Origin of the sequence: Kitasatospora sp. NPDC049258 (assembly GCF_040678895.1) — a bacterium.
Lineage (GTDB): Bacteria > Actinomycetota > Actinomycetes > Streptomycetales > Streptomycetaceae > Kitasatospora.
Window position 1 is genome coordinate 117,203 of sequence record NZ_JBFAQT010000004.1, and the last position, 25,960, is coordinate 143,162.

Here is a 25,960-nt window from a genome sequence, read left to right on the forward strand (position 1 = left end):
GCTTCGCGCGCCCCTTCGGGCGCTGTGGCGACGGAGAGGCGATGTGCCCGTGCAGCCCTTGGGGAGGTAGGGTCAGTGCTGGTCGGGGACATCCCATTTCCACCCCGTCGGGCTAGGTCCGGCGTACCTAACAAGGAGATCGGTTCGTGACGATCCGGGTAGGCATCAACGGATTCGGCCGCATTGGCCGCAACTTCTTCCGTGCGGTTCGGGCCCAGGCCGCAGACATCGAGATCGTCGGTGTCAACGACCTGACCGACACCAAGACCCTGGCGCACCTGCTCAAGTACGACTCGATCCTGGGCACCCTGCAGGCCGAGGTGTCCCACACCGCCGACAGCATCACCGTGGACGGCAAGACCTTCAAGGTCATCGCCGAGCGCGACCCGGCCAACCTCCCCTGGGGCGAGCTGGGTGTCGACGTCGTGATCGAGTCCACCGGCATCTTCACCAAGGCCGACCAGGCCAAGAAGCACGTGACGGCCGGTGCCAAGAAGGTCATCATCTCCGCCCCCGCGACCGACGAAGACGTCACCATCGTGATGGGTGTCAACGACGAGAAGTACGACCCGGCGAACCACACCGTCATCTCCAACGCCTCCTGCACCACCAACTGCGTGGCGCCGCTGGCGAAGGTGCTGAACGAGAACTTCGGCATCGTCAAGGGCCTGATGACGACGGTGCACGCGTTCACCAACGACCAGGTCACGCTGGACTTCCCGCACAAGGACCTGCGTCGCGCGCGCGCCGCCTCGCTGAACATCATCCCGACCTCGACGGGTGCCGCCAAGGCGACCGCCCTGGTGCTGCCCGAGCTCAAGGGCAAGCTGGACGGCACCTCGCTGCGCGTCCCGGTGCCGACCGGTTCGATCACCGACCTGGTCGTCACCCTGGAGCGCGAGGTCACCGTCGAGGAGGTCAACGCGGCCTTCCAGAAGGCCTCCGAGGGCTCCCTCAAGGGCATCCTGCAGTACACCGAGGACCCGATCGTCTCCTCCGACATCGTCAACTCGCCGTTCTCCACGATCTTCGACTCGCTGATGACCATGGTCCAGGGCAACCAGGTCAAGGTCTTCGGCTGGTACGACAACGAGTGGGGCTACTCCAACCGCCTCGTCAACCTGACCACCCTCGTCGGTGGACAGCTCTGACCCCAGCGGGCGCTGAAGTGACGTAAGGGGCAGGGCCCGGAAGGCACTTGAGCCGTCCGGGCCCTGCCGCTGCGCACCGCACCCTCACTCGAACTCGGCGGCCCGCCGCCGTGCCGCTGCCTCGCGCCACCTTCTCCCCAGGAGATTCGAAGACCGTGAAGACCATCGAAGACCTCGACGTCGCCGGTAAGCGCGTGTTCGTCCGCGCCGACCTGAACGTGCCGCTGTCCGACGGCAGGATCACCGACGACGGCCGGATCCGCGCCGTCGCCCCGACCATCGCCAAGCTGGTGCGGGCCGGCGCGAAGGTCGTCGTCGCCTCCCACCTGGGCCGCCCCAAGGGCGAGCCCGACCCGCAGTTCTCCCTCGCACCGGTGGCCGTCCGCCTCGGTGAGGTGCTCGGCACCCCGGTCGCGTTCGCGACCGACACGGTGGGCGAGAGCGCGAAGGCCACCGTCGCCGCCCTGGCCGACGGCGAGGTCACGCTGCTCGAGAACCTGCGCTTCAACGCCGGTGAGACGGCCAAGGACGACGCCGAGCGCGGCGCCTTCGCCGACCGGCTGGCCGAGCTGGCCGACCTCTACGTCGGTGACGGCTTCGGTGCGGTGCACCGCAAGCACGCCTCGGTCTACGACCTGCCGGCCCGCCTGCCGCACGCCGTCGGCGACCTGATCGCCACCGAGGTGGCCGTGCTCAAGCGGCTGACCGAGGAGGTCGAGCGCCCGTACGCGGTGGTGCTCGGCGGCTCGAAGGTCTCCGACAAGGTCGGCGTGATCGACAACCTGCTGGGCAAGGCCGACCGGATCCTGATCGGCGGCGGCATGGCGTACACCTTCCTCGCGGCCCTGGGCCACGAGGTCGGCATCTCGCTGCTGCAGAAGGACCAGATCCCGGTCGTCCTGGAGTACCTGGAGCGGGCGAAGGAGAACAACGTCGAGTTCGTCCTGCCGGTGGACATCGCGATCTCCGGGAGCTTCCCCGACACCAAGACCCACGCCCCGGTCACCGACTTCGCGGTCGTCGACGCGGATGGGATCCCCGCGGACAAGGAGGGCCTGGACATCGGCCCCAAGACCCGGGAGCTGTTCGCGGCCAAGCTGGCCGACGCGAAGACCGTGTTCTGGAACGGCCCGGTGGGCGTCTTCGAGCACCCCACCTTCGCCGAGGGCACCAAGGCCGTCGCGCAGGCGCTGCTGGACAGCGAAGCGTTCACCGTGGTCGGTGGCGGCGACTCCGCCGCGGCCGTCCGCATCCTGGGCTTCGACGAGACGAAGTTCGGGCACATCTCGACCGGCGGTGGCGCGAGCCTCGAGTACCTGGAGGGCAAGACCCTTCCCGGACTCGCCGCCCTGGAAGGCTGATCGCATGAGTGACCGTCTCCCGCTGATGGCGGGCAACTGGAAGATGAACCTCAACCACCTCGAGGCCATCCAGCACACCCAGAAGCTGGCCTTCGCGCTGGCCGACAAGGACTACGCGGCCGTCGAGGTCGCGATCCTGGTGCCCTTCACCGACCTCCGCTCGGTGCAGACCCTGGTCGACGGCGACAAGCTGAAGATCAAGTACGGCTCGCAGGACGTCTCGGCGCACGACTCCGGTGCCTACACCGGTGAGATCTCCGGCCCGATGCTCGCCAAGCTCAAGTGCAGCTACGCGGTGATCGGCCACTCCGAGCGCCGCCAGTACCACGGCGAGAACGAGGAGATCGTCAACGCCAAGGTGAAGGCGGCCTACCGCAACGGCATCACGCCGATCCTGTGCGTCGGCGAGCCGTTGGAGGTCCGCAAGGCCGGCACCCACGTCGAGCACACCCTGGCCCAGCTGGACGGCGCGCTGTCCGAGGTGCCGGCCGCGGACGCCGAGTCCGTCGTGGTCGCGTACGAGCCGGTGTGGGCGATCGGCACCGGCGAGGTGGCGACCCCCGAGGACGCCCAGGAGGTCTGCGCGGCGATCCGCGCCCGCCTGGCCGAGCTGTACTCGGCCGAGCTGGCCGGCAAGGTGCGGGTGCTGTACGGCGGTTCGGTCAAGTCCTCCAGCGCGGCCGGCCTGATGGCCAAGCCCGACGTGGACGGCGCCCTGATCGGCGGTGCCTCCCTGGACGCCGACGAGTTCGTCAAGATCGTGCGGTACCGTGACCAGGCAGTAGGCTAACGCCGCCGCAGCAACGTAGGCTTTGGGGCCGGACCGCTTCCACGCGGCCCGGCCCCTTCGCCGAAGATACGAGAGAGTTGGTCCCGTCGTGGTTCTCGGGTTCTCGATTGCCCTGATCATCCTGAGTCTGCTGATGATCCTCCTGGTGCTGCTGCACAAGGGGAAGGGCGGCGGCCTGTCCGACATGTTCGGCGGTGGCGCGATGTCGACCGGCGGCGGTTCGGCGGTGGCCGAGCGCAACCTGGACCGGATCACCATCCTGGTGGGCGGCGCCTGGTTCGCCTGCATCGTGGTCCTCGGCCTGGTGCTCAAGTACAAGAACTGAACCGGCTTCACCACGGATCTGACGGGGCGTCGCCCGGCCGCCTATCCTGGTGAGGCCCGGTGGCGGAGGCGGTGGTGGCAGATCCTTAACTCCCGCTTACACTAGGACGACTTCGCCACCGTCCGCAGGCCGCGGCCGGGCGGCAGTGGGTACCGGCCGCAGTCCCGGCCGGATCCCGGGCATCGGTCGAGGTCGCATCGCACCAGCACGCAGGGAGTCAGACCGTGGCAAGTGGCAACGCCATCCGAGGAAGCAGAGTCGGCGCCGGCCCGATGGGCGAGGCGGAGCGCGGCGAGTCCGCCCCCCGCAACCGGATCTCCTTCTGGTGCGCGAACAGGCACGAGACGCGCCCCAGCTTCGCGGCCGAAGCGGCCATCCCGGACACCTGGGACTGTCCCCGCTGCGGCTTCCCTGCCGGTCAGGACGAGGACAACCCCCCGGCCCCGGCCCGCAACGAGCCGTACAAGACCCACCTCGCCTACGTCCGCGAGCGTCGCACCGACGCCGACGGCGAGGCGATCCTCGCCGAGGCGCTGGCCAAGCTCCGCGGCGAGATCTGAGCAGACTTCTCCTCTGGAGAAGGGGCCGGGCCGATGGCCCGGCCCCTTCTCCCGTTCACCCCGGGCCCCACCGTCGCGGTTTGACGGTGGGGCCTCTCTTCCACCACTATTCCACTAACTACTTAGTGGAATAGTGGTGGAAGTGCTCGAGTACCGGATCGACCGCCGTAGCGGTGTGGCCACCTACCTCCAGATCGTCCAGCAGACCGAGCACGCCCTGCGGCTCGGCCACCTCCGGCCCGGGGACCGGCTGCCCACCGCCAAGGAGGTGGTGGCCGCCACGGCCGTCAATCCCAACACGGTCCTCAAGGCCTACCGCGAGCTGGAGCGGCGGGGCCTGGTCGCGCCGAGGCCCGGGCTCGGCACCTTCGTGCTGCGCTCGCTGGCCCGGGAGGAGTCCGCCGCCGGCTCCCCGCTCCGCACCGAGCTGGCCGCCTGGGCGGCCCGGGCGAGGGCGGCCGGGCTCGGCCGGGCCGATGTCGAGGCGCTGGTCGGATCGGTGGTCGACGAGGAGTTCACAGGTCGCCCGGAGGGCGCGGCCGAGGCACCGGAGGGGAACGGATGAACGGGCTGTATCCCGCCGGCACCGCGCAGAGCGGGCCGGCAGCACTGGAGGTCAGCGGCCTCGGCCGCCGCTACCGGAGCGGCTGGGCGCTGAAGGACTGCGGCTTCCGGCTCCCGGCCGGCCGGATCTGCGCGCTGGTCGGGCCGAACGGGGCGGGCAAGAGCACCCTGATGTCGCTCGTCGCGCAGCTGCTCGCGCCGACCGAGGGCACCGCCGAGGTCTTCGGGCGCCCGGCCGGCGACCCGGCCAACCACGGCCGGGTCGGCTTCGTCGCCCAGGACAAGCCGCTGTACCCGGGCTTCAGCGTGGCCGAGACCCTGCGGCTGGGCCGTGAGCTCAACCCCCGCTGGGACCAGGCCAAGGCCGAACTGGTGGTGGCCCAGGGCGGGATCCGGCCCACCGCGCGGATCGACACCCTCTCCGGCGGGCAGCGCACCCGGGTCTCGCTGGCCCTGGCCCTGGGGGCGCTGCCCGACCTGCTGGTCCTCGACGAGCCGATGTCCGACCTGGATCCGCTGGCCAGGCACCAGCTGATGGGCCTGCTGATGGCGGAGGCCGCCGAGCGCGGGATCACCGTGCTGATCTCCTCGCACGTCATCGCCGAGCTGGCGGAGTCCTGCGACTACCTGGTGCTGCTCTCCGGCGGCGGTGTGCTGCTGGCCGGTGACATCGACGAGCTCGTCGCCGGCCACCAGCTGCTGATCGGTGACGACGGCGCCGAGGCCCCGGAGCCCGGCCGGGTGGTCGAGATCAGCCGCACCGGCCGCCGGATCACCGCACTCATCCGCTCGGACGGCCCCGCGCCGGAGGGCTGGGAGGTCGCCGAACCCACCTTGGAGGAAGTCCTGCTGGCCCATCTGCGCACCCCCGGCGTGCCCGCCCTGCTCACCGCCGAGGCCCGGCCGGCCGAGCGGACGGTGGCGGCATGACCACCGTGGACACCGCCCGCCCCGCCGCCGGCCCCACGGCCCGCCGCCGGTTCGCCCCGACCGGCATCTGGTGGCTGATGTGGCGCCAGCAGCGCCTGTTGATCCTGATCGCTCTCGCCGCGGTGGTGACCGCGGCCGTGGTCTTCCCGATCCTGCGCGCCGCGATGACCGGGTACATCGACAGTCACCACATCGCCGGCTGCGCGGCGATCAGCCTCGACCCGGCCTGCCAGAGCGACGGCGTGCAGCGCGCGGTCGACGACTTCCGCGGCCGGTACGCCCCGATCCTGCAGGGTGTCGGCTACCTGCTGCTGATGCTCCCGGCCGCGGCCGGCGTCATGGTCGGCGGCCCGCTGTTCTCCCGCGAGTACGAGCAGGGCACCTGGCGCCTGGTGCTCGGGCAGTCCGTCAGCCGTACCCGCTGGCTGGCGGCGAAGCTCGCCACGGTCGGGGCGGTGGCGCTGCTCGGCTCGGCCGCGCTGATGGGCCTGTACCGCTGGATGTGGCTCCCGTCGGCCGACTTCGTCTCGGGCGTCGCCTGGTGCAGCAGCGCGTTCATCGTCTCCGGCGGCCCGGTGCTGGTGGCCACCACGCTGCTGGCGCTGGCGGTCGGTGCCACCGCGGGCAGCGTGACCCGCCGGGTGGTGCCGGCGATGGGGATCACCTTCGGTGTCGTCGTGCTGCTGCAGATCGCGCTGGCGAGCGTGCGGCCGTACCTGGTGCCGTGGCAGACCCGCTTCGGGTCGCGCTCCGAACTGCCCAACGACGTCTGGAGCTTCGGCCAGGGCTTCCTGACACCGGACGGCAAGCGGCTGCCGTACGACGTCTGCGTCGACTCCGACCGCTACACCTCCTGTCTGGCGGGCACCGACGGCGCCCGCGAGTACGCCGAGGTGCACAGCGCCGCGGACTACTGGCCGTTGCAGGGCGTCGAGTCCGCCCTGTGCCTGGTGCTGACCGCCGCCCTGGTCGTCCTCCTGTTCCGGCGGGACCGCCGCGCGGACTGAGACCGGACAGCCGAAAGGGGCGGGGTGGACGCGCATCGTGCGTCCACCCCGCCCCTGCGGGTCGGTGGGCCCTACGCCGCGCGGGCCTTCGCCGCGGCCGTCCGGTCGAGCAGCCACAGGGTGCGCTCGGTGCCGTACGCGCCGCAGGCCGGGGCCTGCTGCTCGCCCGGGTCGGTCAGGGCGAGGGCGACCGCGTCCGCCTTGTCCTCGCCGGCCGCCAGCAGCCAGACCTCGCGGGCCGCCCGGATCGCCGGGAGGGTGAGCGAGATCCGGGTGGGCGGCGGCTTCGGGGCCTCCCGCACACCGATCACGGTCAGCTCGGTCTCCCGCACGCCCGGGTGGTCGGGGAAGAGCGAGGCGACATGGGTGTCCGGGCCGACGCCGAGCAGCAGCACGTCGAACGCCGGCAGCTGCCGCCCCGGCTCCGCGGCCTTGGCCAGCTCCTCGGCGTAGCGGGCGGCGGCCGCGTCGAGGTCGGAGCCGTCCGGACCGTCGGAGGCGGGCATCTCGTGCACCCGCGCCGGGTCGAGCGGCACCTGTGCCAGCAGCTCGGCCCTGGCCTGGACGGCGTTGCGGTCCGGATCCGCGGCGGGGACGAAGCGCTCGTCGCCCCACCAGAGGTCCAGCCTGGCCCAGTCGACCGCGTCGCGCGCCGGGGAGGCGGCGATCGCGGCCAGCAGGGCGTTGCCGTTGCGGCCGCCGGTGAGCACCACCGAGGCGGTGCCGCGGGCGGCCTGGGCGTCCACGATCCGGGTGATCAGCCGGGCCGCGGTCGCCTGCGCCATCAGCTCCTTGTCGTGGTGGACGACGAGCTGCCGGCCGCCCGCCGTCATGAGCCGCTGCGCTTGCGCGGTGCGGACTTCTTCGCCACGGCCTTCTTCGCCGTGGACTTCGCCACCGACGGCTTCGCCGCGGTCTTCTTCGGCCCGGCCGCCTTGACGGCCGCCTGCTCGGTGGCGGGCGCCTCGGTGACCGGCACCTTGGCCGTCACCCGGGCGGGGGCGGCGACCGAGGCGGCCACCGGCTCCGCCGACGGCCGGGCGCCGGCGTCGGCCGGCTCCCGGAGCCGGTCGACCGGGGTGCGGACGGCCGCCGCGTAGATGTCGTCCGGGTCGAGCCGGCGCAGCTCCTCGGCGATCAGCTCGGCGGTGTCCCGGCGCTTGAGCGCGACCATCCGGTCCGGCGCGCCGGGCATGGCCAGCGTGCCGAGCAGGCCGTCGGGACGGTCGAGGGTGATGTCGCCCTCCTCCGCCCGCAGCCGGACGGCGGTGATCCCGGGGCCGGCCGTGACGACCCGCTCCACCGGGACCCGCAGCCGGGAGGTCAGCCACAGGCCGAGCAGCTCCACGCTGGGGTTGTAGGACTCGCCCTCGACCACCGCAGAGGTGATCTTCGCGGGCCGCTGGTCCAGCGCGGCGGCCAGCATCGAGCGCCAGCCGGTGATCCTGGTCCAGGCCAGGTCGGTGTCGCCCGGGGTGTAGCTGGCGGCGCGCTGGGCGAGCTGGGCGACCGGCGACTCGGCGGTGACCGCGTCGGTGATCCGGCGCTGGGCGAGGGCCCCGAGCGGATCGTGCGCCGGGTTCTCCGGCGCGTTCTCCGGCCACCAGACCACCACCGGGGCGTCCGGCAGCAGCAGCGGGAGCACCACCGACTGCGCGTGGCTGGCGAGCTCGCCGTGCATCCGGAGGATGACGGTCTCGCCCGGGCCGGCGTCGGAGCCGACCAGCAGCTCGGCGTCCAGCCGGGTCTCGGCGCGGGCCCGGGGGGAGCGCCCGGCCCGCTTGATGACCGCCAGGATCCGCGAGGGGTGCTCGCGGGAGGCGTCGTTGGCGGCCTTGAGCGCGTCGTAGGCGCTGCCCTCGTCGGTGACGATGACGAGGGTGAGCACCATCCCGGCGCCGCCGGCCCGGCGGGCGCCCATCAGGGCGGCGTTGATCTTGCTGGACGTGGTGTTCGTCAGGTCGATTTTCATGGCCGCCGCCAGCTCCTGCCGTCTCGTGCGAGCATCTCGTCCGCCTCGGCCGGCCCCCAGCCGCCCGCGGGGTACTGGGCGGGCTTGCCGTGGGTGTCCCAGTAGTTCTCGATCGGGTCGAGGATCCCCCAGGACAGCTCGACCTCCTGGTGGCGCGGGAAGAGGTTGGCGTCACCGAGCAGGACGTCCAGGATGAGCCGCTCGTACGCCTCGGGGCTGGACTCGGTGAAGGACTCGCCGTAGGCGAAGTCCATCGTGACGTCGCGGACCTCGAAGGAGGTGCCGGGCACCTTGGAGCCGAACCGCACCGTGACGCCCTCGTCCGGCTGCACCCGGATGACCAGGGCGTTCTGCCCCAGCTCCTCGGTCGCGTAGGAGTCGAACGGCAGGTACGGGGCGCGCTGGAAGACCACCGCGATCTCGGTCACCCGGCGGCCGAGCCGCTTGCCGGTGCGCAGGTAGAACGGGACGCCCGCCCAGCGGCGGTTGTTGATCTCCAGCTTGATGGCGGCGTAGGTGTCGGTCTTGGACTTGGGGTTGATGCCGTCCTCCTCCAGGTACCCGATCACCTCCTCGCCGCCCTGCCAGCCGGCCGCGTACTGGCCGCGCACGGTGTGCTTGCCCAGGTCCTCGGGGAGCTGGACGGCGCTGAGCACCTTGAGCTTCTCGGCGACCAGGGCCTTGGGGTGGAACGAGGCCGGCTCCTCGATGGCGGTGAGCGCCATCAGCTGGAGCAGGTGGTTCTGGATGACGTCCCGGGCGGAGCCGATGCCGTCGTAGTACCCGGCCCGGCCGCCGATGCCGATGTCCTCGGCCATGGTGATCTGCACGTGGTCCACGTAGGACCGGTTCCAGATCGGCTCGAACATGGTGTTGGCGAAGCGGAGCGCCAGGATGTTCTGGACGGTCTCCTTGCCCAGGTAGTGGTCGATCCGGAAGACCTCGTCCCGGGGGAAGACCTCGTGGACGATCCGGTTCAGCTCCTGGGCGCTCTCCAGGTTGTGGCCGAACGGCTTCTCGATCACCGCGCGGCGCCAGGAGCCGGCCGGCGGGTCGGTCAGCCCGTGCTTCTTGAGCTGCTGGACCACGATCGGGAAGGCCTTCGGCGGCACCGAGAGGTAGAAGGCGAAGTTGCCGCTGGTGCCCTGCGCCTGGTCCACCTCCTCGATGGTCTTGCGCAGGGTGTCGAAGGCGTCGTCGTCCTCGAAGGTGCCCTGGACGAACCGCATGCCCTTGGCCAGCTGCTGCCAGACCTCCTCGCGGAAAGGGGTCCTGGCGTGCTGCTTGACCGCCTCGTGGACCTCCTTGGCGAAGTCCTCGTCCTCCCACTCCCGTCGGGCGAACCCGATCAGTGAGAAGCCCGGGGGCAGCAGGCCGCGGTTGGCCAGGTCGTAGATGGCGGGCATGAGCTTCTTGCGCGACAGGTCACCGGTCACGCCGAAGATCACCAGGCCGGACGGCCCGGCGATCCTCGGCAGGCGCCGGTCGGCGGGGTCACGCAGCGGGTTGGCGGGGACGAGCGGGGCGTCGCCCTGCTCGGTGTCCGCCCCCTCGACGTCCGGGTACGGCTGGGTGTTGCTCACGTGGTGGGCTCCGCTTCCAGTGCGACGGTGGCGAGCGGGGTCACTTCTCGTTCGCGAACGAGGCCAGCGACGCCGTCACGGTGTCGAGCAGCTCGTTCCAGGAGGCCTCGAACTTCTCGACGCCCTCGTCCTCCAGCACCTGGACGACGTCGTCGTAGTCGACGCCGGCGGCGGCGATGGCCGCCATCACGGACGCGGCGTCGGCGTAGTTGCCGGTGATGGTGTCACCGGTGATCACGCCGTGGTCGTCGGTCGCGTCCAGGGTGCCCTCGGGCATCGTGTTGACGGTGCCGGGGGCGACCAGCTCGGTCACGTACAGGGTGTCCGGCAGGGCCGGGTCCTTGACGCCGGTGGAGGCCCACAGCGGGCGCTGCGGCTTGGCGCCGGCGGACTCCAGGGCCTTCCAGCGCTCGCTGCCGAAGACCTCCTCGTACGCCTGGTAGGCGAGGCGGGCGTTGGCCAGCGCGGCCTTGGAGCGGAGGTTCTTGGCGTCGCCGCCGATCTTCTCCAGGCGCTTGTCGATCTCGGTGTCCACCCGGGAGACGAAGAAGGAGGCGACCGACTCGATCGAGGACAGGTCCAGGCCGGTGGCCTTGGCCTTCTCCAGGCCGGAGAGGTAGGCGTCCATCACGGCGCGGTAGCGCTCCAGCGAGAAGATCAGCGTGACGTTGACGCTGATGCCCTTGCCGAGCACCTCGGTGATGGCGGGCAGGCCGGCCTTGGTGGCGGGGATCTTGATGAACACGTTCGGCCGGTCGACCAGCCACCACAGCTGCTTGGCCTCGGCCACGGTCGGCGCGGTCTCGTGCGCCAGGCGCGGGTCGACCTCGATGGAGACCCGGCCGTCGCGGCCGTTGGAGGCGTCGTAGACCGAGCGCAGCACGTCGGCCGCGTCCCGCACGTCGCAGGTGGTGATCATACGGACGGCCTCGTCCGTGGTGACCTTGCGGACGGCGAGGTCGCGCAGCTGGCCGTCGTACGCGGTGCTGCTGCCGCCGATGGCCTTCTGGAAGATGGTCGGGTTGGTGGTGACCCCCACGACGTGCTTGTTCTGCACCAGCTCGGCCAGGTTCCCGCTGTTCAGCCGGTCACGGCTGAGGTCGTCCAGCCAAATCGCCACGCCTTCGTCGCTGAGGCGCTTCAGTGCGTCAGTCATGGTGCTCAGTCCTCTTCTTTTCGTCTTCGTTCGTCTGCTGTGGGGTCGTCAGACGGGCCGGGGCACCCGATGTGCGGTCGGCTGCCCCGGCCCCGGTGGTGCTAGCGGGAGACGGCCTCGACCGTGCGCAGCGAGGCGCGGGCGGCGCCCGCGACCGCGTCGGCGGTCAGGCCGAACTCCTGGAAGAGCACCTTGTAGTCGGCGGAGGCGCCGAAGTGCTCCAGGCTGATGATCCGACCGGCGTCGCCGACCAGCTCGCGCCAGCCCTGGGCGATGCCGGCCTCGACCGAGACCCGGGCCCGGACGTTCGGCGGCAGCACGCTGTCGCGGTAGGCCTGGTCCTGCTCGTTGAACCACTCGATGGACGGCATCGAGACCACCCGGGTCGGGATGCCCTCGGCCTCCAGGGCCTCGCGGGCCTGGACGGCCAGCTGGACCTCGGAGCCGGTGCCGATCAGGATCACCTTCGGGGCGCCGTCGGAGGCCTCGGCCAGCACGTAGCCGCCCTTCGCGGTGCCCTCGGCGGAGCCGAAGACCTCGCGGTCGAAGGTCGGCACGTTCTGCCGGGTCAGGGCCAGGCCGACCGGGCCGGGGTGGCTGGTGTGCCGCTCCAGCACGGTGCGCCAGGCCACCGCGGTCTCGTTGGCGTCGGCCGGGCGGACCATGGCCAGGCCCGGGATGGCCCGCAGCGCGGCCAGGTGCTCGACCGGCTGGTGCGTCGGGCCGTCCTCGCCGAGGCCGATCGAGTCGTGCGTCCAGACGTAGGTGACCGGCAGCTTCATCAGCGCGGCGAGCCGGACGGCCGGGCGCATGTAGTCGGCGAAGACCAGGAAGGTGCCGCCGAACACCCGGGTGCGGCCGTGCAGCGCGATGCCGTTCATGGCCGAGCCCATGGCGTGCTCGCGGATGCCGAAGTGGATCGTGCGGCCGTAGGGGCTCGCGGACTTCAGCGGGTTGCCCTCGGGGAGGAAGGAGCTGTCCTCGTCGATCGTGGTGAGGTTGGACTCCGCGAGGTCGGCCGAGCCGCCCCACAGCTCCGGGATCACCGCGCCGAGCGCCTTGAGGGTCTCGCCGGAGGCCTTGCGGGTGGCCACCTCCTTGCCGGCCGGGAAGGTCGGCACGGCCTTCTCCCAGCCGGCCGGGAGCTCGCCGATCTGGATCCGGTCGAAGTCGGCGGCGCGCTGCGGGTTGGCGGCGTGCCAGGCGTGGAAGCCCTGCTCCCACTCGGTGCGGGTGGCCTTGCCGCGCTGGATCACGTGCCGGGCGTGCTCCAGGACCGCATCGGAGACCTCGAAGGTCTTCTCCGGCGAGAAGCCGAGGACCTTCTTGGTCGCGGCGATCTCGGCGTCGCCGAGCGCGGAGCCGTGCGCCTTGGCGGTGTTCTGGGCGTCCGGGGCCGGCCAGGCGATGATGGTGCGCATCGCGATCATCGACGGGCGCCCGGTCTCGGCCTTCGCGGCCTCCAGCGCCTCGGCGAGGGCGAAGACGTCGACGTCGCCGTCGGACTTCGGGGTGATCCGCTGGACGTGCCAGCCGTAGGCCTCGTAGCGGGCCAGGACGTCCTCGGAGAAGGCCGTCGCGGTGTCGCCCTCGATCGAGATGTGGTTGTCGTCGTACAGCGCGACCAGGTTGCCCAGCTTCTGGTGGCCGGCCAGCGAGGAGGCCTCCGCGGAGATGCCCTCCTCCAGGTCGCCGTCGGAGACGATGGCCCAGATGGTGTGGTCGAACGGGGACTCGCCGGCGGGGGCCTCGGGGTCGAACAGGCCGCGCTCGTAGCGGGCCGCCATCGCCATGCCGACCGCGTTCGCGATGCCCTGGCCGAGCGGGCCGGTGGTGGTCTCCACGCCCGCGGTGTGGCCGTGCTCCGGGTGGCCCGGGGTGCGGCTGCCGGCGACCCGGAACGCCTTCAGGTCGTCCAGCGAGAGGCCGTAGCCGGACAGGAAGAGCTGGGTGTAGAGCGTCAGCGAGGTGTGCCCCGGGGACAGCACGAAGCGGTCACGACCCACCCAGGACGGGTCCGTCGGGTCGTGGCGCAGGAAGCGCTGGAAGATCACGTAAGCCGCGGGGGCCAGGGACATCGCCGTGCCGGGGTGGCCGTTGCCCACCTTCTGCACGGCGTCCATGGCCAGGACCCGGGCGGTGTCCACCGCCCTCTGGTCCAGTTCGGTCCACTCGAATACGTTCGGCGTCGTGCTCACCCTGACTCAGGGCTCCTTCCATAGTGAAGTGTGACCCCGTGAAGGGGACCGGGTCGGCCACGTCGCTGTGGGCCTGACGCATCGATGGTGCCGGTCACGGAGGGTTGATCCCGCTTCTCTGTGCGAGCCTACCGCTCTGGGAGCCCCTCACCCTGCGTGGTGGGACAACCGGGGATCGCGGGGCCCCATTCCCGTGGCACTGTGTCAGCTCCTCTGTCCTACCTTCATGGAAATTCCCCCGTTTCGCCCGTCCGAGGGGCAAGACGGGGGAGTGGTGCAAATGGGGGCATCGACGGTCATATCTCCTGTCCGGTCTGCGGTGATTCACCCGGCGGTGTGCGGTTCGGCTCGCCGGGGTACCCCGGGGCCGGTCGGGAGATATGGAGCGTCTAAGGTGGCGTGGTACGCGCAGAGCGGACGTATCGGTACCCCAGGGGTCCGGTGGACGCCTGTGAAGGTTCATCGTGAGTTGGGGTGTTCGTGACCGCCGTCGAATCCCGCCCCGCCGGGGCGGTCGGAGCGACGCCTGCGCATCGGCCGTTCGGGGCCCGTGTCGGGGCCTTCGTCGCACTGACCAAGCCTCGGATCATCGAGCTGCTGCTGATCACCACCGTACCGGTGATGTTCCTGGCGCAGCGCGGTGTGCCGGATCCGCTGCTGGTGCTCTGGGTCGTGGTGGGCGGCTACCTGTCCGCGGGCGGTGCCAACGCTCTGAACATGTACATCGACCGCGACATCGACGCGGTGATGTCCCGCACCGAGCGCCGGCCGCTGGTCACCGGCATGGTCTCGCCACGCGAGGCGCTGGTCTTCGGCATCGCCCTCGCGGTCGGCTCGACCCTCTGGCTGGGCCTGCTGGTCAACGCGCTGGCCTCGGCGCTGGCGCTGGCCGCGCTGCTCTTCTACGTCTTCGTGTACACCCTGGGCCTCAAGCGCCGCACCGCGCAGAACATCGTCTGGGGCGGCATCGCCGGCTGCATGCCGGTCTTCGTCGGCTGGGCCGCCGTGACGAACTCGCTCTCCTGGTCGGCCCTGGTGCTGTTCCTGGTGATCTTCTTCTGGACGCCGCCGCACTACTGGCCGCTGTCGATGAAGGTCCGCGACGACTACGCCCGGGCCGGCGTGCCGATGCTCCCGGTGATCAAGGGCAACCTGGCGGTGGCCCGGCAGATCGTCGCGTACTCCTGGGTGATGGTGCTGGTCTCGCTGGCGCTGTGGCCGCTGGCGGACACCAGCTGGCTCTACCCGGTGGCCGCGGCGGTGCTGGGCGTGGCCTGGCTGAAGGAGGCGCACGGCCTGCACACCCGCGCCAAGGCCGGGATGGTGGGCGCCAAGCTCAAGGAGATGCGCCTGTTCCACTGGTCGATCACCTACCTGACCCTGCTGTTCGTGGTCATCGCGGTCGACCCCTTCGTCAAGTAGGCCCGGCTCCGCCCGAAGGGCCCCCACCGGTACGCCGGCGGGGGCCCTTCAGCGTGCCGGGAGCTCGCTCGGGCCGACGTGCGCGTCCAGCCAGTCCTTGAGCGGCTGCGAGACCCGCAGGAAGGCGGTGATCCGCCGGTACGCCTCGGGGGTGCCCAGCCAGTCGGCCGGCTCCCACTCCTGCCAGGCGACCAGGCCCTTGTTGCGCAGCAGGCCGATCCGCGGGTGGTCCTTGGGGTAGCCGCGCGGCGCGGTCTTCAGCGCGTCCCGGCCGGAGACCACCGGGCCGGCCTTGCCCACCCGGGCGATCACCCGCTCCAGCTCGGCCCCGCTGAGATCCTCGGCCACCGCCGCCCGGTACCGCTCCAGCTGGTCTGCGGCCAGCCGGTACATCCCGTTGCCGCAGGCCAGGCCGTCGGCGGAGAGCTGGATGTAGCCGCCGGCCGACAGGTAGCCGCCGATGTGGGTCTTGTAGGGGGCCTTGTCGGCGCTGAACCGGACGTCGCGGTTGGGCCGGAAGATCTTGCCGGGCCCGAACTCCGGCTCCAGCTGCTCCAGCAGCTCGGCCATCGGCTCGCGCACCGCGCGTTCGTACCGCTCCTTGTGGGCCGTCCAGAAGTCCTTGGAGTTGTCGGCCTCCAGCCGCTCGTAGAACTCCAGCGCCTCGTCCTGCCAGCCTCGGAAAGTCACCGGTCCAGGCTATCCGCCGCAGGTGTGGCCCGCCGCACACCGCGCCCCCGTCGCGGGCCGGTCTACCGATCGGTAGCATGCGGGCATGACCAGCGCAGAGAACGCCACCACCGCCGCGCCCGACGCCCGCGCCGAGCGGCGGGCCAAGCGCATCGCCAAGCACCTGACCCGCTTCGCCGCCCAGCACGGCGGCAGCGCCGAGGGCGTCGTCGAGTACGTCGGCGCCGTCGCCACCCGGATCGTCGTGGTGGGCGCGGACGGCGCCTGGGGCGACCAGGTCGCCCCGACCCACGCCGTCGGCCTTCGTGCCGCGGAGCTGGCCGGGGTGAAGGTGCACGACACCTTCGAGGGTGAGCTCGGGCTGAAGGTCAGGACCGGCGCCTACGAGTGGAAGCGGATGGCCGGGATCCAGATCGGCGGCTGATCCGCCCCGCGTACGACGAAGGGCCCCCGAGCAGCGCTCGGGGGCCCTTCGGTCCGCTTCGGCGCCGGCCTCAGACCGCGGCGGCCTGTGGGGCCTGCGCCGCCTCCGCCTGCGCCGCGGGTTCGGCGAGCTCGGCCCGCGCGCGCAGCGCGAACGGGATCCGCAGGGCGGCGATCCAGGTCAGCGCGGCCCCGAACATGTGCACGCCGACCATCACCTCGGGCGCGTCGGTGAAGTACTGGACGAAGCCCAGCAGCCCCTGCAGCAGCAGGACCGCCATCAGCTCGCGGACCCGGGCCCGGGCGGCCGGCGGCGCCTTCACGGCGGCGAACACGAAGACCACCGCGATGGTCAGGCCGACCGCGACGAAGGCCAGGTCCGCGTGGGCCTGGGCGAGCCGGTCGTAGTCCAGCATGATCCGCCGGACCGGCTTGTCCAGCGTGCCCGAGGAGCCCGGGTGGTGGCCCGCGCCGGTGACCAGGGTGCCGGCCAGCACCAGCAGGCCGACCACCAGCACCAGCACCCGCGACAGCCGCAGGATCGGCCCGGCGACCAGCGGCCGCGGCGCGCCGTCACCCTCCTTCGAGCGCTCCCACATCAGCACCGCGACCCAGACCAGGCCCATCGCCGCCACCATGTGCAGCGCGACCACGTACGGGTTCAGGTGGGTCAGCACGCTGAGGCCGCCGATCACGGCGTTGCTCACCACCAGCCAGAACTGCGCCCAGCCGAGCCGGGTGAGCTCACGCCGCCAGGGCCGGGCCGAGCGGGCCGCCAGGGTGGCCCAGGCGATCGCCGCGCACAGCACGTAGGTGAGCATCCGGTTGGTGAACTCGATGATGCCGTGCACGCCCATGGCGGGCGTCGGGGTCAGGCTCTCGCCGGTGCAGCTGGGCCAGGTGGTGCAGCCGAGGCCGGAGGCGGTGAGCCGGACGGCGCCGCCGGTGATCACGATGACCACGCTCATCACCAGCGCCGCGAGGGCGGCCCGCCGGACGGTCTCGGCGGTCGGGTGCCAGCGGTCGGCGAGGAGGGAGGTGGGGGTACGCACCCGTTCATCCTAGGTGGGCTTATGTCCGATCTTGGGGCGGGTCCGGCCCCCGCCGGCCGGCGTCGTGACCGGCGGGGGCCGGACTCACTCCCAGCGGAAGAAACGTGCCGCCAGGCCCAGGCCGAGCACCGACCAGCCGGCCAGCAGGCCCAGGTCGGACCACGGCACCGAGCCGCCGTACTGGAGCACCGAGCGCAGCCCGTCGGACAGCGCGCCGATCGGCAGCAGCTCCAGCGCCGGGCGGACGGCGGCGGGGAACCTCGACAGCGGGACCACCACGCCGCCGGCCAGCAGCAGCAGGATGAACACCAGGTTGGCGGCGGCCAGCGTGGCCTCCGCGCGCAGGGTGCCGGCCATCAGCAGGCCGAGCCCGGAGAAGGCGGCGGTGCCCAGCACCAGCAGGGCCACCACGCTGAACGGGTCGCCCTGCGGCGACCAGCCCAGGGCCAGCGCGATCGCCGACAGCAGCAGCACCTGGAGCACCTCGGTGACCAGCACGCAGCCGGTCTTCGCGGTGAGCAGCGCCCAGCGCGGCAGCGGCGTGGAGCCCAGCCGCTTGAGCACCCCGTAGCGGCGCTCGAAGCCGGTGGCGATCGCCTGGCCGGTGAAGGCGGTGGACATCACGGCCAGCGCCAGCAGGCCCGGTGCCAGGAAGTCGACCCGCTTGCCGGGGCCTTCCACCGCGACCACGTCCACGGCGCTGAACAGCACCAGCAGCACGGTCGGGATGATCACCGTCAGCAGCAGCTGCTCGCCGTTGCGCAGCAGCATCCTGGTCTCCAGCGCGGTCTGCGCCAGCAGCATCCGGCCGAGGGGCGCGGCGCCGGGCCGGGGTTCGTAGGTGGTCACGAGCGCAGGTCCCGTCCGGTGAGATCGAGGAAGACGTCTTCGAGGCTGCGCCGCTGCACGGCCAGCTTCTTGGGCATCACGCCGGCCTCCGCGCACCAGGCGGTGACGGTGGCCAGCAGCCGGGGGTCCATCGGCGCCTCGACGCGGTAGGAGCCGGGCACGGGCTCGGTGGCCTGCGCGCCCGAGGGCAGCACCTTCAGCAGGGCGGCCAGGTCCAGGCCGGGCGGGCCGTCGAAGCGCAGGCTGCTCTCGGCGCCGCCGCGGCAGAGCTGCTCGGGGCTGCCGGTGGCGATCACCCGTCCGTGGTCGACGATGGCGACCTCGTCGGCCAGCTGCTCGGCCTCGTCCATGTGGTGGGTGGTCACCACCACGGTGACACCGCTCTCCCGGAGCTCGCGGACCAGTTCCCAGGTGGCGCGGCGGGCCTGCGGGTCCAGGCCCGCGGTGGGCTCGTCCAGGAAGACCAGCTCGGGGCGGCCGACCACGGCCATCGCCAGCGCGAGGCGCTGCTGCTGGCCGCCGGAGAGCCGGCGGTAGGTGGTGCGGCCGCAGGAGCCGAGGCCGAGCCGCTCCACCAGCGGCTCGACCGGGAGCGGGTCGGCGTAGAGCCGGGCGGTGTGCCGGAGCATCTCGACCGCCCGCGCTCCCGCGTAGATGCCACCCGATTGGAGCATCACGCCGATGCGGGGTCGGAGCCGGGCCGCGTCGGCCACCGGGTCGAGCCCGAGCACCCGCACGGTGCCCGCGTCGGGGCGCCGGTAGCCCTCGCAGATCTCGATGGTGGTGGTCTTGCCGGCGCCGTTGGGCCCGAGCACGGCGGTCACCGTGCCGCGCGAGATGGCCAGGTCAAGACCGTCGACGGCGACGTCGGCGCCGTAGCGTTTGACCAGTCCGGCCACCTCGACCGCGGGTTCTGTCTGCATACCGGGGAGTCTAAGAGGGCCGGTCGGGGAGGCCGTGGGCGGCCTCCTTTGATCGTTTTCGCAGGTCAGGTAAGGCTTACCTGCGTGATTGAAGCCACGGATGAGGCCTGGATCACGGCTTGTCCTTCTCGAGGGAATTACGCAACAATCGTGTTGTGAAATACCTGCGCGAGCACGACCAGGAGCCGGAGGCCGAGCCGGCCGCCGCGCCGACGGTGCCCGCGCCGGCGGCCGAAGCCGTGGTGGACGGACATCGGGCGACCCGGGACCGGGTCGCCCGCTCGATCCTCGACCACGGCCCCTCCTCCGCCGCCGACCTGGCCAGCCGCCTCGGGCTGACCGCGGCCGCCGTCCGTCGGCACCTGGACTCGCTGGCCGTCGCCGGCCTGGTGGAGTCCCGGGAGCAGCGGGTCTACGGCAGCCGCGGCCGGGGCCGTCCGGCCAAGGTCTTCGCCCTGACCGAGTGCGGCCGGGACGCCTTCTACCAGGCGTACGACCAGCTCGCCGCCGACGCGTTGCGCTGGATCTCCGACGCGGTCGGCGGCGGCAAGGCGGGCGAGGAGGCGGTCGCCGCGTTCGCCCGGGCCCGCTTCCACCAGCAGGGTGAGAAGTACCAGCGGCTCCTGGCGCAGGCCGAGGACGGCATGCGCGCGGAGGCGCTCGCCCAGGCGCTGAGCGCCGACGGGTACGCTGCCACGGTGCGGCGGGTGCCCGCCGCGTCGGCGGCGAAGGCCCCGGTCGGAGCCCAGCTCTGCCAGCACCACTGCCCGGTCGCGCACATCGCCGAGCAGTTCCCGCAGCTCTGCGAGGCGGAGACCGAGGTCTTCTCGCAGCTGCTCGGCACCCATGTGCAAAGGCTGGCCACCATCGCCCACGGCGACGGGGTCTGCACCACCTATGTGCCGGCACCCGGTGCCGCACCGTCCTCCGCGTTGCGGGGGCCCGGTGCCGTGCCGACTGTCGGTACGTCCCGACACGAATCGGCTCGTCCGCGCGGAGGAACCTCGCATGACTGACATCGCACACCCGGAGCTCGAGGGCCTGGGCACCTACGAGTACGGCTGGTCGGACTCCGACGCCGCGGGTGCCGTCGCCAAGCGCGGCCTCAGCGAGGACGTCGTCCGGGACATCTCGGCGAAGAAGAACGAGTCCGAGTGGATGCTGAACCTGCGGCTCAAGGGCCTCAAGCTGTTCGGCAAGAAGCCCATGCCGACCTGGGGCTCGGACCTCAGCGGGATCGACTTCGACAACATCAAGTACTTCGTCCGCTCGACCGAGAAGCAGGCCGAGTCCTGGGAGGACCTGCCCGCCGACATCAAGGCGACGTACGACAAGCTGGGCATCCCGGAGGCGGAGAAGCAGCGCCTGGTCGCCGGTGTCGCCGCGCAGTACGAGTCCGAGGTCGTCTACCACCAGATCCGCGAGGACCTGGAGGAGCAGGGCGTCATCTTCCTGGACACCGACACCGCGCTCAAGGAGCACCCGGAGCTCTTCAAGGAGTACTTCGGCACCGTCATCCCGGTGGGTGACAACAAGTTCGCCTCGCTGAACACCGCGGTGTGGTCCGGCGGATCGTTCATCTACGTGCCGAAGGGCGTGCACGTCGACATCCCGCTGCAGGCCTACTTCCGGATCAACACCGAGAACATGGGCCAGTTCGAGCGGACGCTGATCATCGTCGACGAGGACGCCTACGTCCACTACGTCGAGGGCTGCACCGCGCCGATCTACTCCTCGGACTCGCTGCACAGCGCCGTGGTGGAGATCATCGTCAAGAAGGGCGGCCGCTGCCGCTACACGACCATCCAGAACTGGTCGAACAACGTCTACAACCTGGTCACCAAGCGCGCCGTGGCGTACGAGGGCGCGACCATGGAGTGGGTCGACGGCAACATCGGCTCCAAGGTGACGATGAAGTACCCGGCCGTCTACCTGATGGGCGAGCACGCCAAGGGCGAGACCCTGTCGATCGCCTTCGCGGGCGAGGGCCAGCACCAGGACGCCGGCGCCAAGATGGTGCACATGGCGCCGAACACCTCCTCCAACATCGTCTCCAAGTCGGTGGCGCGGGGCGGCGGCCGGACCTCCTACCGCGGCCTGATCGAGATCGGCGAGGGCTCCAAGGGCGCCAAGTCCAACGTGCTCTGCGACGCGCTGCTGGTCGACACCATCTCCCGCTCGGACACCTACCCGTACGTGGACGTCCGCGAGGACGACGTGTCGATGGGCCACGAGGCGACCGTCTCCAAGGTCAGCGAGGACCAGCTCTTCTACCTGATGAGCCGCGGCATGACCGAGTTCGAGGCGATGGCGATGATCGTCCGCGGCTTCGTCGAGCCGATCGCGCGCGAGCTGCCGATGGAGTACGCGCTGGAGCTGAACCGGCTGATCGAGCTGCAGATGGAGGGCTCCGTCGGCTGACGCGCAGCCGCACGCAGTCCAGTCCACACCCTTAGGAAGAGAGCACCACGACAGCCATGGCTGACGTCAACAACAGCACCGGCTCCACCACCGCCGGTTCGATCGAGGTCGGTACCGCGGGCGCCGGCGCGCAGCTGGCCGGTCCGGGCACCGGCCGGGCCACGGTCAAGCAGCCGATCGACGCCCGCGTCTCGGTCAAGCCCTCGTACGACGTGAACGACTTCCCCGTGCCGCACGGCCGCGAGGAGGACTGGCGGTTCACCCCGCTGCACCGGCTCGGCGGACTGCACGACGGCACCGCCGCCGAGGCCGTCCGGGGCGAGGACAAGGTCGACCTCGGCCTGCCCGAGGGCGTCAGCGCCTCGCTGGTCGGCCGGGACGACGAGCGGATCGGCAAGGCCGGCAAGCCGGTCGACCGGGTCGCCGCGCAGGCGTTCAGCTCCTTCGAGCAGGCGCTGGTGGTCACCGTCCCCAAGGAGACGGTGCTCACCGAGCCGGTCCGGATCGACGTGCACGCCGAGGGCGGGGTCCGCTTCGCCCACGTGGTGATCGACGTCAAGCCGTTCGCCGAGGCGGTCGTGGTGGTCAACCACACCGGCACCGGCACCCGGGCCGCCAACGTCGAGCTGCTGGTCGGCGAGGGCGCCAAGCTGACCTTCGTGTCGATCCAGGACTGGGAGCGGGACGCGGTGTACGCGGCGCAGCACACCGCGCTGGTCGGCCGGGACGCCTCGTTCAAGTCCGTGGTGGTCACCTTCGGCGGCGACCTGGTCCGGCTGCACCCGCGGGTCAACTACGCCGGCCCCGGCGGCGAGGCCGACCTGTTCGGCCTGTACTTCGCCGACGCCGGCCAGCACCTGGAGCACCGGCTGGTCATCGACCACGACACGCCGCACTGCCGGTCCAACGTGGCCTACAAGGGTGCGCTGCAGGGCCAGGACGCGCACGCGGTCTGGGTCGGCGACGTGCTGATCCGCGCCGCCGCCGAGGGCACCGACACCTACGAGCTCAACCGGAACCTGGTGCTGACCGACGGCGCCCGGGTGGACTCGATCCCGAACCTGGAGATCGAGACCGGCGAGATCACCGGCGCCGGCCACGCCTCGGCGACCGGCCGCTTCGACGACGAGCAGCTGTTCTACCTGCAGGCCCGCGGCATCCCGGCCGACGACGCCCGCCGCCTGGTGGTCCGCGGCTTCTTCGCCGAACTGGTCCAGCAGATCGGTGTCACGGAGATCCAGGACCGCCTGATGGAGAAGATCGAAGCGGAGCTGGAAGAGAACGTCGCATGAGCTTTCTCCGCGCCTGCGCGCTGACCGACCTCGCGGAGGACGAGCCCAAGCGGGTCGAGCTCAACGGGGTGCCGGTCGCGCTGGTCCGCACCGAGGGCGAGGTGTTCGCGATCAACGACACCTGCTCGCACGCCAACGTCTCGCTCGCCGAGGGCGAGGTCGAGGACTGCATGATCGAGTGCTGGCTGCACGGCTCCAGCTTCGACCTGCGCACCGGCAAGCCCTCCGGTCTGCCCGCCACCAGGCCGGTCCCCGTCTACCCCGTCAAGATCGAAGGGGACGATGTGCTCGTCTCCGTCAACCAGGAGTCCTGAGTACCCATGGCAACCCTTGAAATCCGCGACCTGCACGTCTCCGTCGAGGCCGAGAACGGCCCCCGCGAGATCCTCCGCGGCGTCGACCTGACCGTGAAGCAGGGCGAGACCCACGCCATCATGGGCCCCAACGGCTCCGGCAAGTCGACCCTGGCGTACTCGCTGGCCGGCCACCCCAAGTACACCGTCACCGGTGGCGAGGTGCTGCTGGACGGCGAGGACGTGCTCGCGATGTCGGTCGACGAGCGTGCCCGCGCCGGCGTCTTCCTGGCGATGCAGTACCCGGTCGAGGTCCCCGGTGTCTCGGTCTCCAACTTCCTGCGCACCGCCGCCACCGCCGTCCGCGGCGAGGCCCCCAAGCTGCGGCTGTGGGTCAAGGAGGTCAAGGAGGCGATGGCCGGCCTGCAGATGGACCCGGCGTTCGCCGAGCGCAACGTGAACGAGGGCTTCTCCGGCGGCGAGAAGAAGCGCCACGAGATCCTCCAGCTGGAGCTGCTCAAGCCGAGGATCGCGATCCTCGACGAGACCGACTCGGGCCTGGACGTGGACGCGCTGCGGGTGGTCTCCGAGGGCATCAACCGGGTCCGCTCGACCGGTGAGGTGGGCACCCTGCTGGTCACCCACTACACCCGGATCCTGCGGTACATCAAGCCCGACCACGTCCACGTCTTCGCGGCCGGCCGGATCGTCGAGTCCGGCGGTGCGGAGCTGGCCGACAAGCTGGAGAACGAGGGCTACGAGTCCTACGTGAAGGGCGGCGCTTCCGAGTGACAACCCATCCCGGCTCGGCGCTCGCCGGGCTCCTGGCCGAGGCGCAGGGCTTCGGCGACGCGATCCGCAAGGACTTCCCGATCCTGCAGCGGGTGCTGCACGACGGCAAGCCGCTGGTCTACCTGGACAACGCGGCGACCTCGCAGAAGCCGCGCCAGGTGCTGGAGGCGCTGAACGCCTACTACGAGCAGCACAACGCCAACGTCCACCGCGGCGTGCACGTGCTGGCCGAGGAGGCCACGGCGCTGTACGAGGGCGCCCGTGACAAGGTCGCGGCGTTCATCAACGCGCCGAGCCGGGACGAGGTGATCTTCACCAAGAACGCCTCGGAGTCGCTCAACCTGGTCGCCAACATGCTCGGTTGGGCCGACGAGCCGTACCGCGTGGACGCGGACGCGGAGATCGTCATCACCGAGATGGAGCATCACTCCAACATCGTCCCGTGGCAGCTGCTCGCGCAGCGCACCGGCGCGAAGCTGAAGTGGTTCGGCCTGACCGACGACGGCCGGCTCGACCTGTCGAACATCGACGAGCTGATCACCGAGAAGACGAAGATCGTCTCGTTCACGCTGGTCTCCAACCTGCTGGGCACGGTCAACCCGGTCGAGGCGATCGTCCGCAAGGCCCAGTCGGTCGGTGCGCTGGTGCTGATCGACGCCTCGCAGGCCGCCCCGCACATGGTGCTGGACGTGCAGGCGCTGGAGGCCGACTTCGTCGCCTTCACCGGCCACAAGATGCTGGCCCCGACCGGGATCGGCGTGCTCTGGGGCCGGCAGGAGCTGCTGGAGGACCTCCCGCCGTTCCTGGGCGGCGGCGAGATGATCGAGACCGTCACCATGGGCGCGTCCACCTACGCCCCGGCGCCGCACAAGTTCGAGGCGGGCACCCCGCCGATCGCCCAGGCGGTCGGTCTCGGTGCGGCCGTCGACTACCTGTCGGCGATCGGCATGGACCGGATCGCCGCGCACGAGCACGCGATCACCGAGTACGCGGTGGAGCGCCTGCTGGAGGTCCCCGACCTGCGGATCATCGGTCCGCGCACGGCCGTGGACCGCGGTGCGGCGATCTCCTTCGTGCTCGGCGACATCCACCCGCACGACGTGGGGCAGGTGCTGGACGAGCAGGGCATCGCGGTCCGGGTCGGCCACCACTGCGCGCGGCCGGTCTGCCTTCGGTACGGAATTCCGGCGACCACCAGGGCGTCGTTCTACCTGTACTCCACGCCGGCCGAGGTCGATGCCCTGATCGACGGCCTGCACCACGTCCGCAACTTCTTCGGCTGAGGAGACGGGGCCCGCGATGAAGCTCGACTCCATGTACCAGGAGATCATCCTGGACCACTACCGCAACCCGCACGGCAAGGGGCTGCGGGACGGTGACGCGGAGGTGCACCACGTCAACCCCACCTGCGGTGACGAGATCACCCTGCGGGTGCGGCTGGACGGCTCCACCGTCGCCGACGTCTCCTACGAGTCGCAGGGCTGCTCGATCAGCCAGGCCAGCGCCTCGGTGCTGAACGACCTGGTGGTCGGCCGGTCCGTGGGCGACGCGCAGGCGATCCAGGAGGCCTTCCTGGAGCTGATGCAGAGCAAGGGCCAGGGCGAGGGCGACGAGGAGGTGCTGGAGGACGCGGTCGCGTTCGCCGGCGTCTCCAAGTACCCGGCCCGGGTCAAGTGCGCGCTGCTGAGCTGGATGGCCTGGAAGGACGCCACCGCCAAGGCCCTGGCCGAGCAGCCCGCCATCAACGACTGACGTGCCCGAGGAGGGCGTACACATGAGCGACACCGAGAGCGGCAGCCCCGCCGAGGCCACCCAGGCCGCCGAGGGCCCCACCGTGATCGTCGGCACCACGGCCGGCACCGTGTCCGTCGAGGACCTCACCGAGGCCCTGATGGACGTCGTCGACCCCGAGCTGGGGATCGACGTGGTGAACCTGGGCCTGATCTACGGCATCCACATCGACGAGTCCGACGTGGCGACCATCGACATGACGCTCACCTCGGCGGCCTGCCCGCTGACCGACGTCATCGAGGACCAGGCGAAGACGGCCACCGACGGCCTGGTCAAGGACCTGCGGATCAACTGGGTCTGGATGCCGCCGTGGGGCCCGGACAAGATCACCGACGACGGCCGCGACCAGCTCCGCGCGCTCGGCTTCAACGTCTGAGACCCGCTTTCGAGATCTGGGCCCCGCAACGCACCGCAC

The 25,960-nt window shown here is 71.2% G+C and carries 27 protein-coding genes; 18 read left to right on the forward strand and 9 right to left on the reverse strand.

Annotation, left to right across the window (positions count from 1 at the left end):
* Positions 1-146 precede the first annotated feature (146 nt).
* The 8 genes from gap to AB0K43_RS05330 all read left to right on the forward strand — a co-directional run bounded on the left by gap (position 147) and on the right by AB0K43_RS05330 (position 6,688).
* Positions 147-1,151, forward strand: a complete 1,005-nt coding sequence (gap, locus tag AB0K43_RS05295) for a type I glyceraldehyde-3-phosphate dehydrogenase (RefSeq protein ID WP_363635972.1) — start codon at positions 147-149, stop codon at positions 1,149-1,151.
* Between the two features lie 155 nt (positions 1,152-1,306).
* Positions 1,307-2,512 carry a phosphoglycerate kinase gene (locus AB0K43_RS05300; RefSeq protein ID WP_363635974.1) on the forward strand — a complete coding sequence of 402 codons (1,206 nt, stop codon included), beginning with the start codon at positions 1,307-1,309 and terminating at the stop codon, positions 2,510-2,512.
* Between the two features lie 4 nt (positions 2,513-2,516).
* Positions 2,517-3,302, forward strand: a complete 786-nt coding sequence (tpiA, locus tag AB0K43_RS05305; RefSeq protein WP_363635976.1) for a triose-phosphate isomerase — start codon at positions 2,517-2,519, stop codon at positions 3,300-3,302.
* A gap of 88 nt (positions 3,303-3,390) precedes the next feature.
* Entirely contained in the window at positions 3,391-3,627 is a 237-nt protein-coding gene (gene secG / locus AB0K43_RS05310) for a preprotein translocase subunit SecG (protein ID WP_363635978.1), read from the forward strand.
* A gap of 224 nt (positions 3,628-3,851) precedes the next feature.
* Positions 3,852-4,187 carry an RNA polymerase-binding protein RbpA gene (locus tag AB0K43_RS05315; RefSeq protein ID WP_082526474.1) on the forward strand — a complete coding sequence of 112 codons (336 nt, stop codon included), beginning with the start codon at positions 3,852-3,854 and terminating at the stop codon, positions 4,185-4,187.
* Between the two features lie 142 nt (positions 4,188-4,329).
* Positions 4,330-4,752, forward strand: a complete 423-nt coding sequence (locus AB0K43_RS05320) for a GntR family transcriptional regulator (RefSeq protein WP_363636276.1) — start codon at positions 4,330-4,332, stop codon at positions 4,750-4,752.
* The gene (locus AB0K43_RS05325) at positions 4,749-5,681 is read left to right on the forward strand and encodes an ABC transporter ATP-binding protein (RefSeq protein ID WP_363635979.1); all 933 of its coding nucleotides are present in this window, start codon (positions 4,749-4,751) and stop codon (positions 5,679-5,681) included. The genes AB0K43_RS05320 and AB0K43_RS05325 overlap by 4 nt, the downstream gene beginning before the upstream one ends.
* Positions 5,678-6,688, forward strand: a complete 1,011-nt coding sequence (locus AB0K43_RS05330) for an ABC transporter permease subunit (protein ID WP_363635981.1) — start codon at positions 5,678-5,680, stop codon at positions 6,686-6,688. The genes AB0K43_RS05325 and AB0K43_RS05330 overlap by 4 nt, the downstream gene beginning before the upstream one ends.
* Before the next feature lie 71 nt (positions 6,689-6,759).
* On the opposite strand, the gene pgl is transcribed toward AB0K43_RS05330, so the two are convergent.
* From pgl to tkt, 5 genes are all read right to left on the reverse strand, one after another.
* Complete coding sequence (gene pgl / locus AB0K43_RS05335; protein WP_363635983.1) at positions 6,760-7,521, reverse strand: 6-phosphogluconolactonase; 762 nt, start codon at positions 7,519-7,521, stop codon at positions 6,760-6,762.
* The gene (gene opcA / locus AB0K43_RS05340; RefSeq protein ID WP_363635985.1) at positions 7,518-8,660 is read right to left on the reverse strand and encodes a glucose-6-phosphate dehydrogenase assembly protein OpcA; all 1,143 of its coding nucleotides are present in this window, start codon (positions 8,658-8,660) and stop codon (positions 7,518-7,520) included. The genes pgl and opcA overlap by 4 nt, the downstream gene beginning before the upstream one ends.
* Positions 8,657-10,162, reverse strand: a complete 1,506-nt coding sequence (gene zwf, locus AB0K43_RS05345) for a glucose-6-phosphate dehydrogenase (protein WP_363636278.1) — start codon at positions 10,160-10,162, stop codon at positions 8,657-8,659. Before zwf ends, opcA begins: the two co-directional genes overlap by 4 nt.
* A gap of 121 nt (positions 10,163-10,283) precedes the next feature.
* Positions 10,284-11,399 (reverse strand): transaldolase, encoded by a 1,116-nt coding sequence (gene tal, locus AB0K43_RS05350; protein WP_363635987.1) that lies wholly within the window; start codon positions 11,397-11,399, stop codon positions 10,284-10,286.
* Positions 11,400-11,500: 101 nt separating this feature from the next.
* Positions 11,501-13,597, reverse strand: coding sequence for a transketolase (tkt, locus tag AB0K43_RS05355; RefSeq protein WP_363635989.1), 2,097 nt, complete (start codon positions 13,595-13,597; stop codon positions 11,501-11,503).
* Positions 13,598-14,077: 480 nt separating this feature from the next.
* Here tkt and AB0K43_RS05360 point away from each other — a divergent pair, with 480 nt between their 5' ends.
* Positions 14,078-15,019, forward strand: a complete 942-nt coding sequence (locus tag AB0K43_RS05360; protein ID WP_363635991.1) for a heme o synthase — start codon at positions 14,078-14,080, stop codon at positions 15,017-15,019.
* 48 nt (positions 15,020-15,067) lie between these two features.
* Here AB0K43_RS05360 and AB0K43_RS05365 read toward each other — a convergent pair whose 3' ends face one another.
* Complete coding sequence (locus AB0K43_RS05365) at positions 15,068-15,709, reverse strand: DUF2461 domain-containing protein (protein WP_363635993.1); 642 nt, start codon at positions 15,707-15,709, stop codon at positions 15,068-15,070.
* 85 nt (positions 15,710-15,794) lie between these two features.
* On the opposite strand from AB0K43_RS05365, the gene AB0K43_RS05370 reads away from it, so the two are divergent.
* Positions 15,795-16,133, forward strand: a complete 339-nt coding sequence (locus tag AB0K43_RS05370) for a hypothetical protein (protein ID WP_363635995.1) — start codon at positions 15,795-15,797, stop codon at positions 16,131-16,133.
* Between the two features lie 70 nt (positions 16,134-16,203).
* Here the strand turns inward: AB0K43_RS05370 and AB0K43_RS05375 are convergent, their stop codons facing one another.
* From AB0K43_RS05375 to AB0K43_RS05385, 3 genes are all read right to left on the reverse strand, one after another.
* The gene (locus tag AB0K43_RS05375) at positions 16,204-17,184 is read right to left on the reverse strand and encodes a COX15/CtaA family protein (RefSeq protein WP_363635997.1); all 981 of its coding nucleotides are present in this window, start codon (positions 17,182-17,184) and stop codon (positions 16,204-16,206) included.
* 84 nt (positions 17,185-17,268) lie between these two features.
* Positions 17,269-17,988: an ABC transporter permease gene (locus AB0K43_RS05380; protein ID WP_363636280.1), complete on the reverse strand. Its 720-nt coding sequence runs from the start codon at positions 17,986-17,988 to the stop codon at positions 17,269-17,271.
* Between the two features lie 41 nt (positions 17,989-18,029).
* Complete coding sequence (locus tag AB0K43_RS05385; RefSeq protein WP_363635999.1) at positions 18,030-18,956, reverse strand: ABC transporter ATP-binding protein; 927 nt, start codon at positions 18,954-18,956, stop codon at positions 18,030-18,032.
* A 215-nt stretch (positions 18,957-19,171) separates the two neighbouring features.
* On the opposite strand from AB0K43_RS05385, the gene AB0K43_RS05390 reads away from it, so the two are divergent.
* Genes AB0K43_RS05390 through AB0K43_RS05425 form a run of 8 tightly spaced genes read left to right on the forward strand, consistent with a single transcriptional unit; the run spans position 19,172 to position 25,921 of the window.
* Positions 19,172-19,972: a MarR family transcriptional regulator gene (locus tag AB0K43_RS05390; RefSeq protein WP_363636282.1), complete on the forward strand. Its 801-nt coding sequence runs from the start codon at positions 19,172-19,174 to the stop codon at positions 19,970-19,972.
* Positions 19,965-21,377, forward strand: a complete 1,413-nt coding sequence (gene sufB / locus AB0K43_RS05395) for a Fe-S cluster assembly protein SufB (RefSeq protein WP_363636001.1) — start codon at positions 19,965-19,967, stop codon at positions 21,375-21,377. The genes AB0K43_RS05390 and sufB overlap by 8 nt, the downstream gene beginning before the upstream one ends.
* Before the next feature lie 56 nt (positions 21,378-21,433).
* Positions 21,434-22,669, forward strand: a complete 1,236-nt coding sequence (sufD, locus tag AB0K43_RS05400; protein ID WP_363636003.1) for a Fe-S cluster assembly protein SufD — start codon at positions 21,434-21,436, stop codon at positions 22,667-22,669.
* A complete protein-coding gene (locus tag AB0K43_RS05405) occupies positions 22,666-22,983 on the forward strand; it encodes a bifunctional 3-phenylpropionate/cinnamic acid dioxygenase ferredoxin subunit (RefSeq protein ID WP_363636005.1) in 318 nt (105 codons plus the stop codon). The genes sufD and AB0K43_RS05405 overlap by 4 nt, the downstream gene beginning before the upstream one ends.
* Before the next feature lie 6 nt (positions 22,984-22,989).
* Positions 22,990-23,754, forward strand: a complete 765-nt coding sequence (gene sufC / locus AB0K43_RS05410) for a Fe-S cluster assembly ATPase SufC (protein WP_363636007.1) — start codon at positions 22,990-22,992, stop codon at positions 23,752-23,754.
* 32 nt (positions 23,755-23,786) lie between these two features.
* Positions 23,787-25,037, forward strand: coding sequence for a cysteine desulfurase (locus AB0K43_RS05415; RefSeq protein WP_363636284.1), 1,251 nt, complete (start codon positions 23,787-23,789; stop codon positions 25,035-25,037).
* A gap of 16 nt (positions 25,038-25,053) precedes the next feature.
* Positions 25,054-25,506: a Fe-S cluster assembly sulfur transfer protein SufU gene (gene sufU / locus AB0K43_RS05420; RefSeq protein WP_363636009.1), complete on the forward strand. Its 453-nt coding sequence runs from the start codon at positions 25,054-25,056 to the stop codon at positions 25,504-25,506.
* 22 nt (positions 25,507-25,528) lie between these two features.
* Positions 25,529-25,921, forward strand: a complete 393-nt coding sequence (locus AB0K43_RS05425) for a metal-sulfur cluster assembly factor (RefSeq protein ID WP_363636011.1) — start codon at positions 25,529-25,531, stop codon at positions 25,919-25,921.
* The last annotated feature ends 39 nt before the right edge of the window (positions 25,922-25,960 follow it).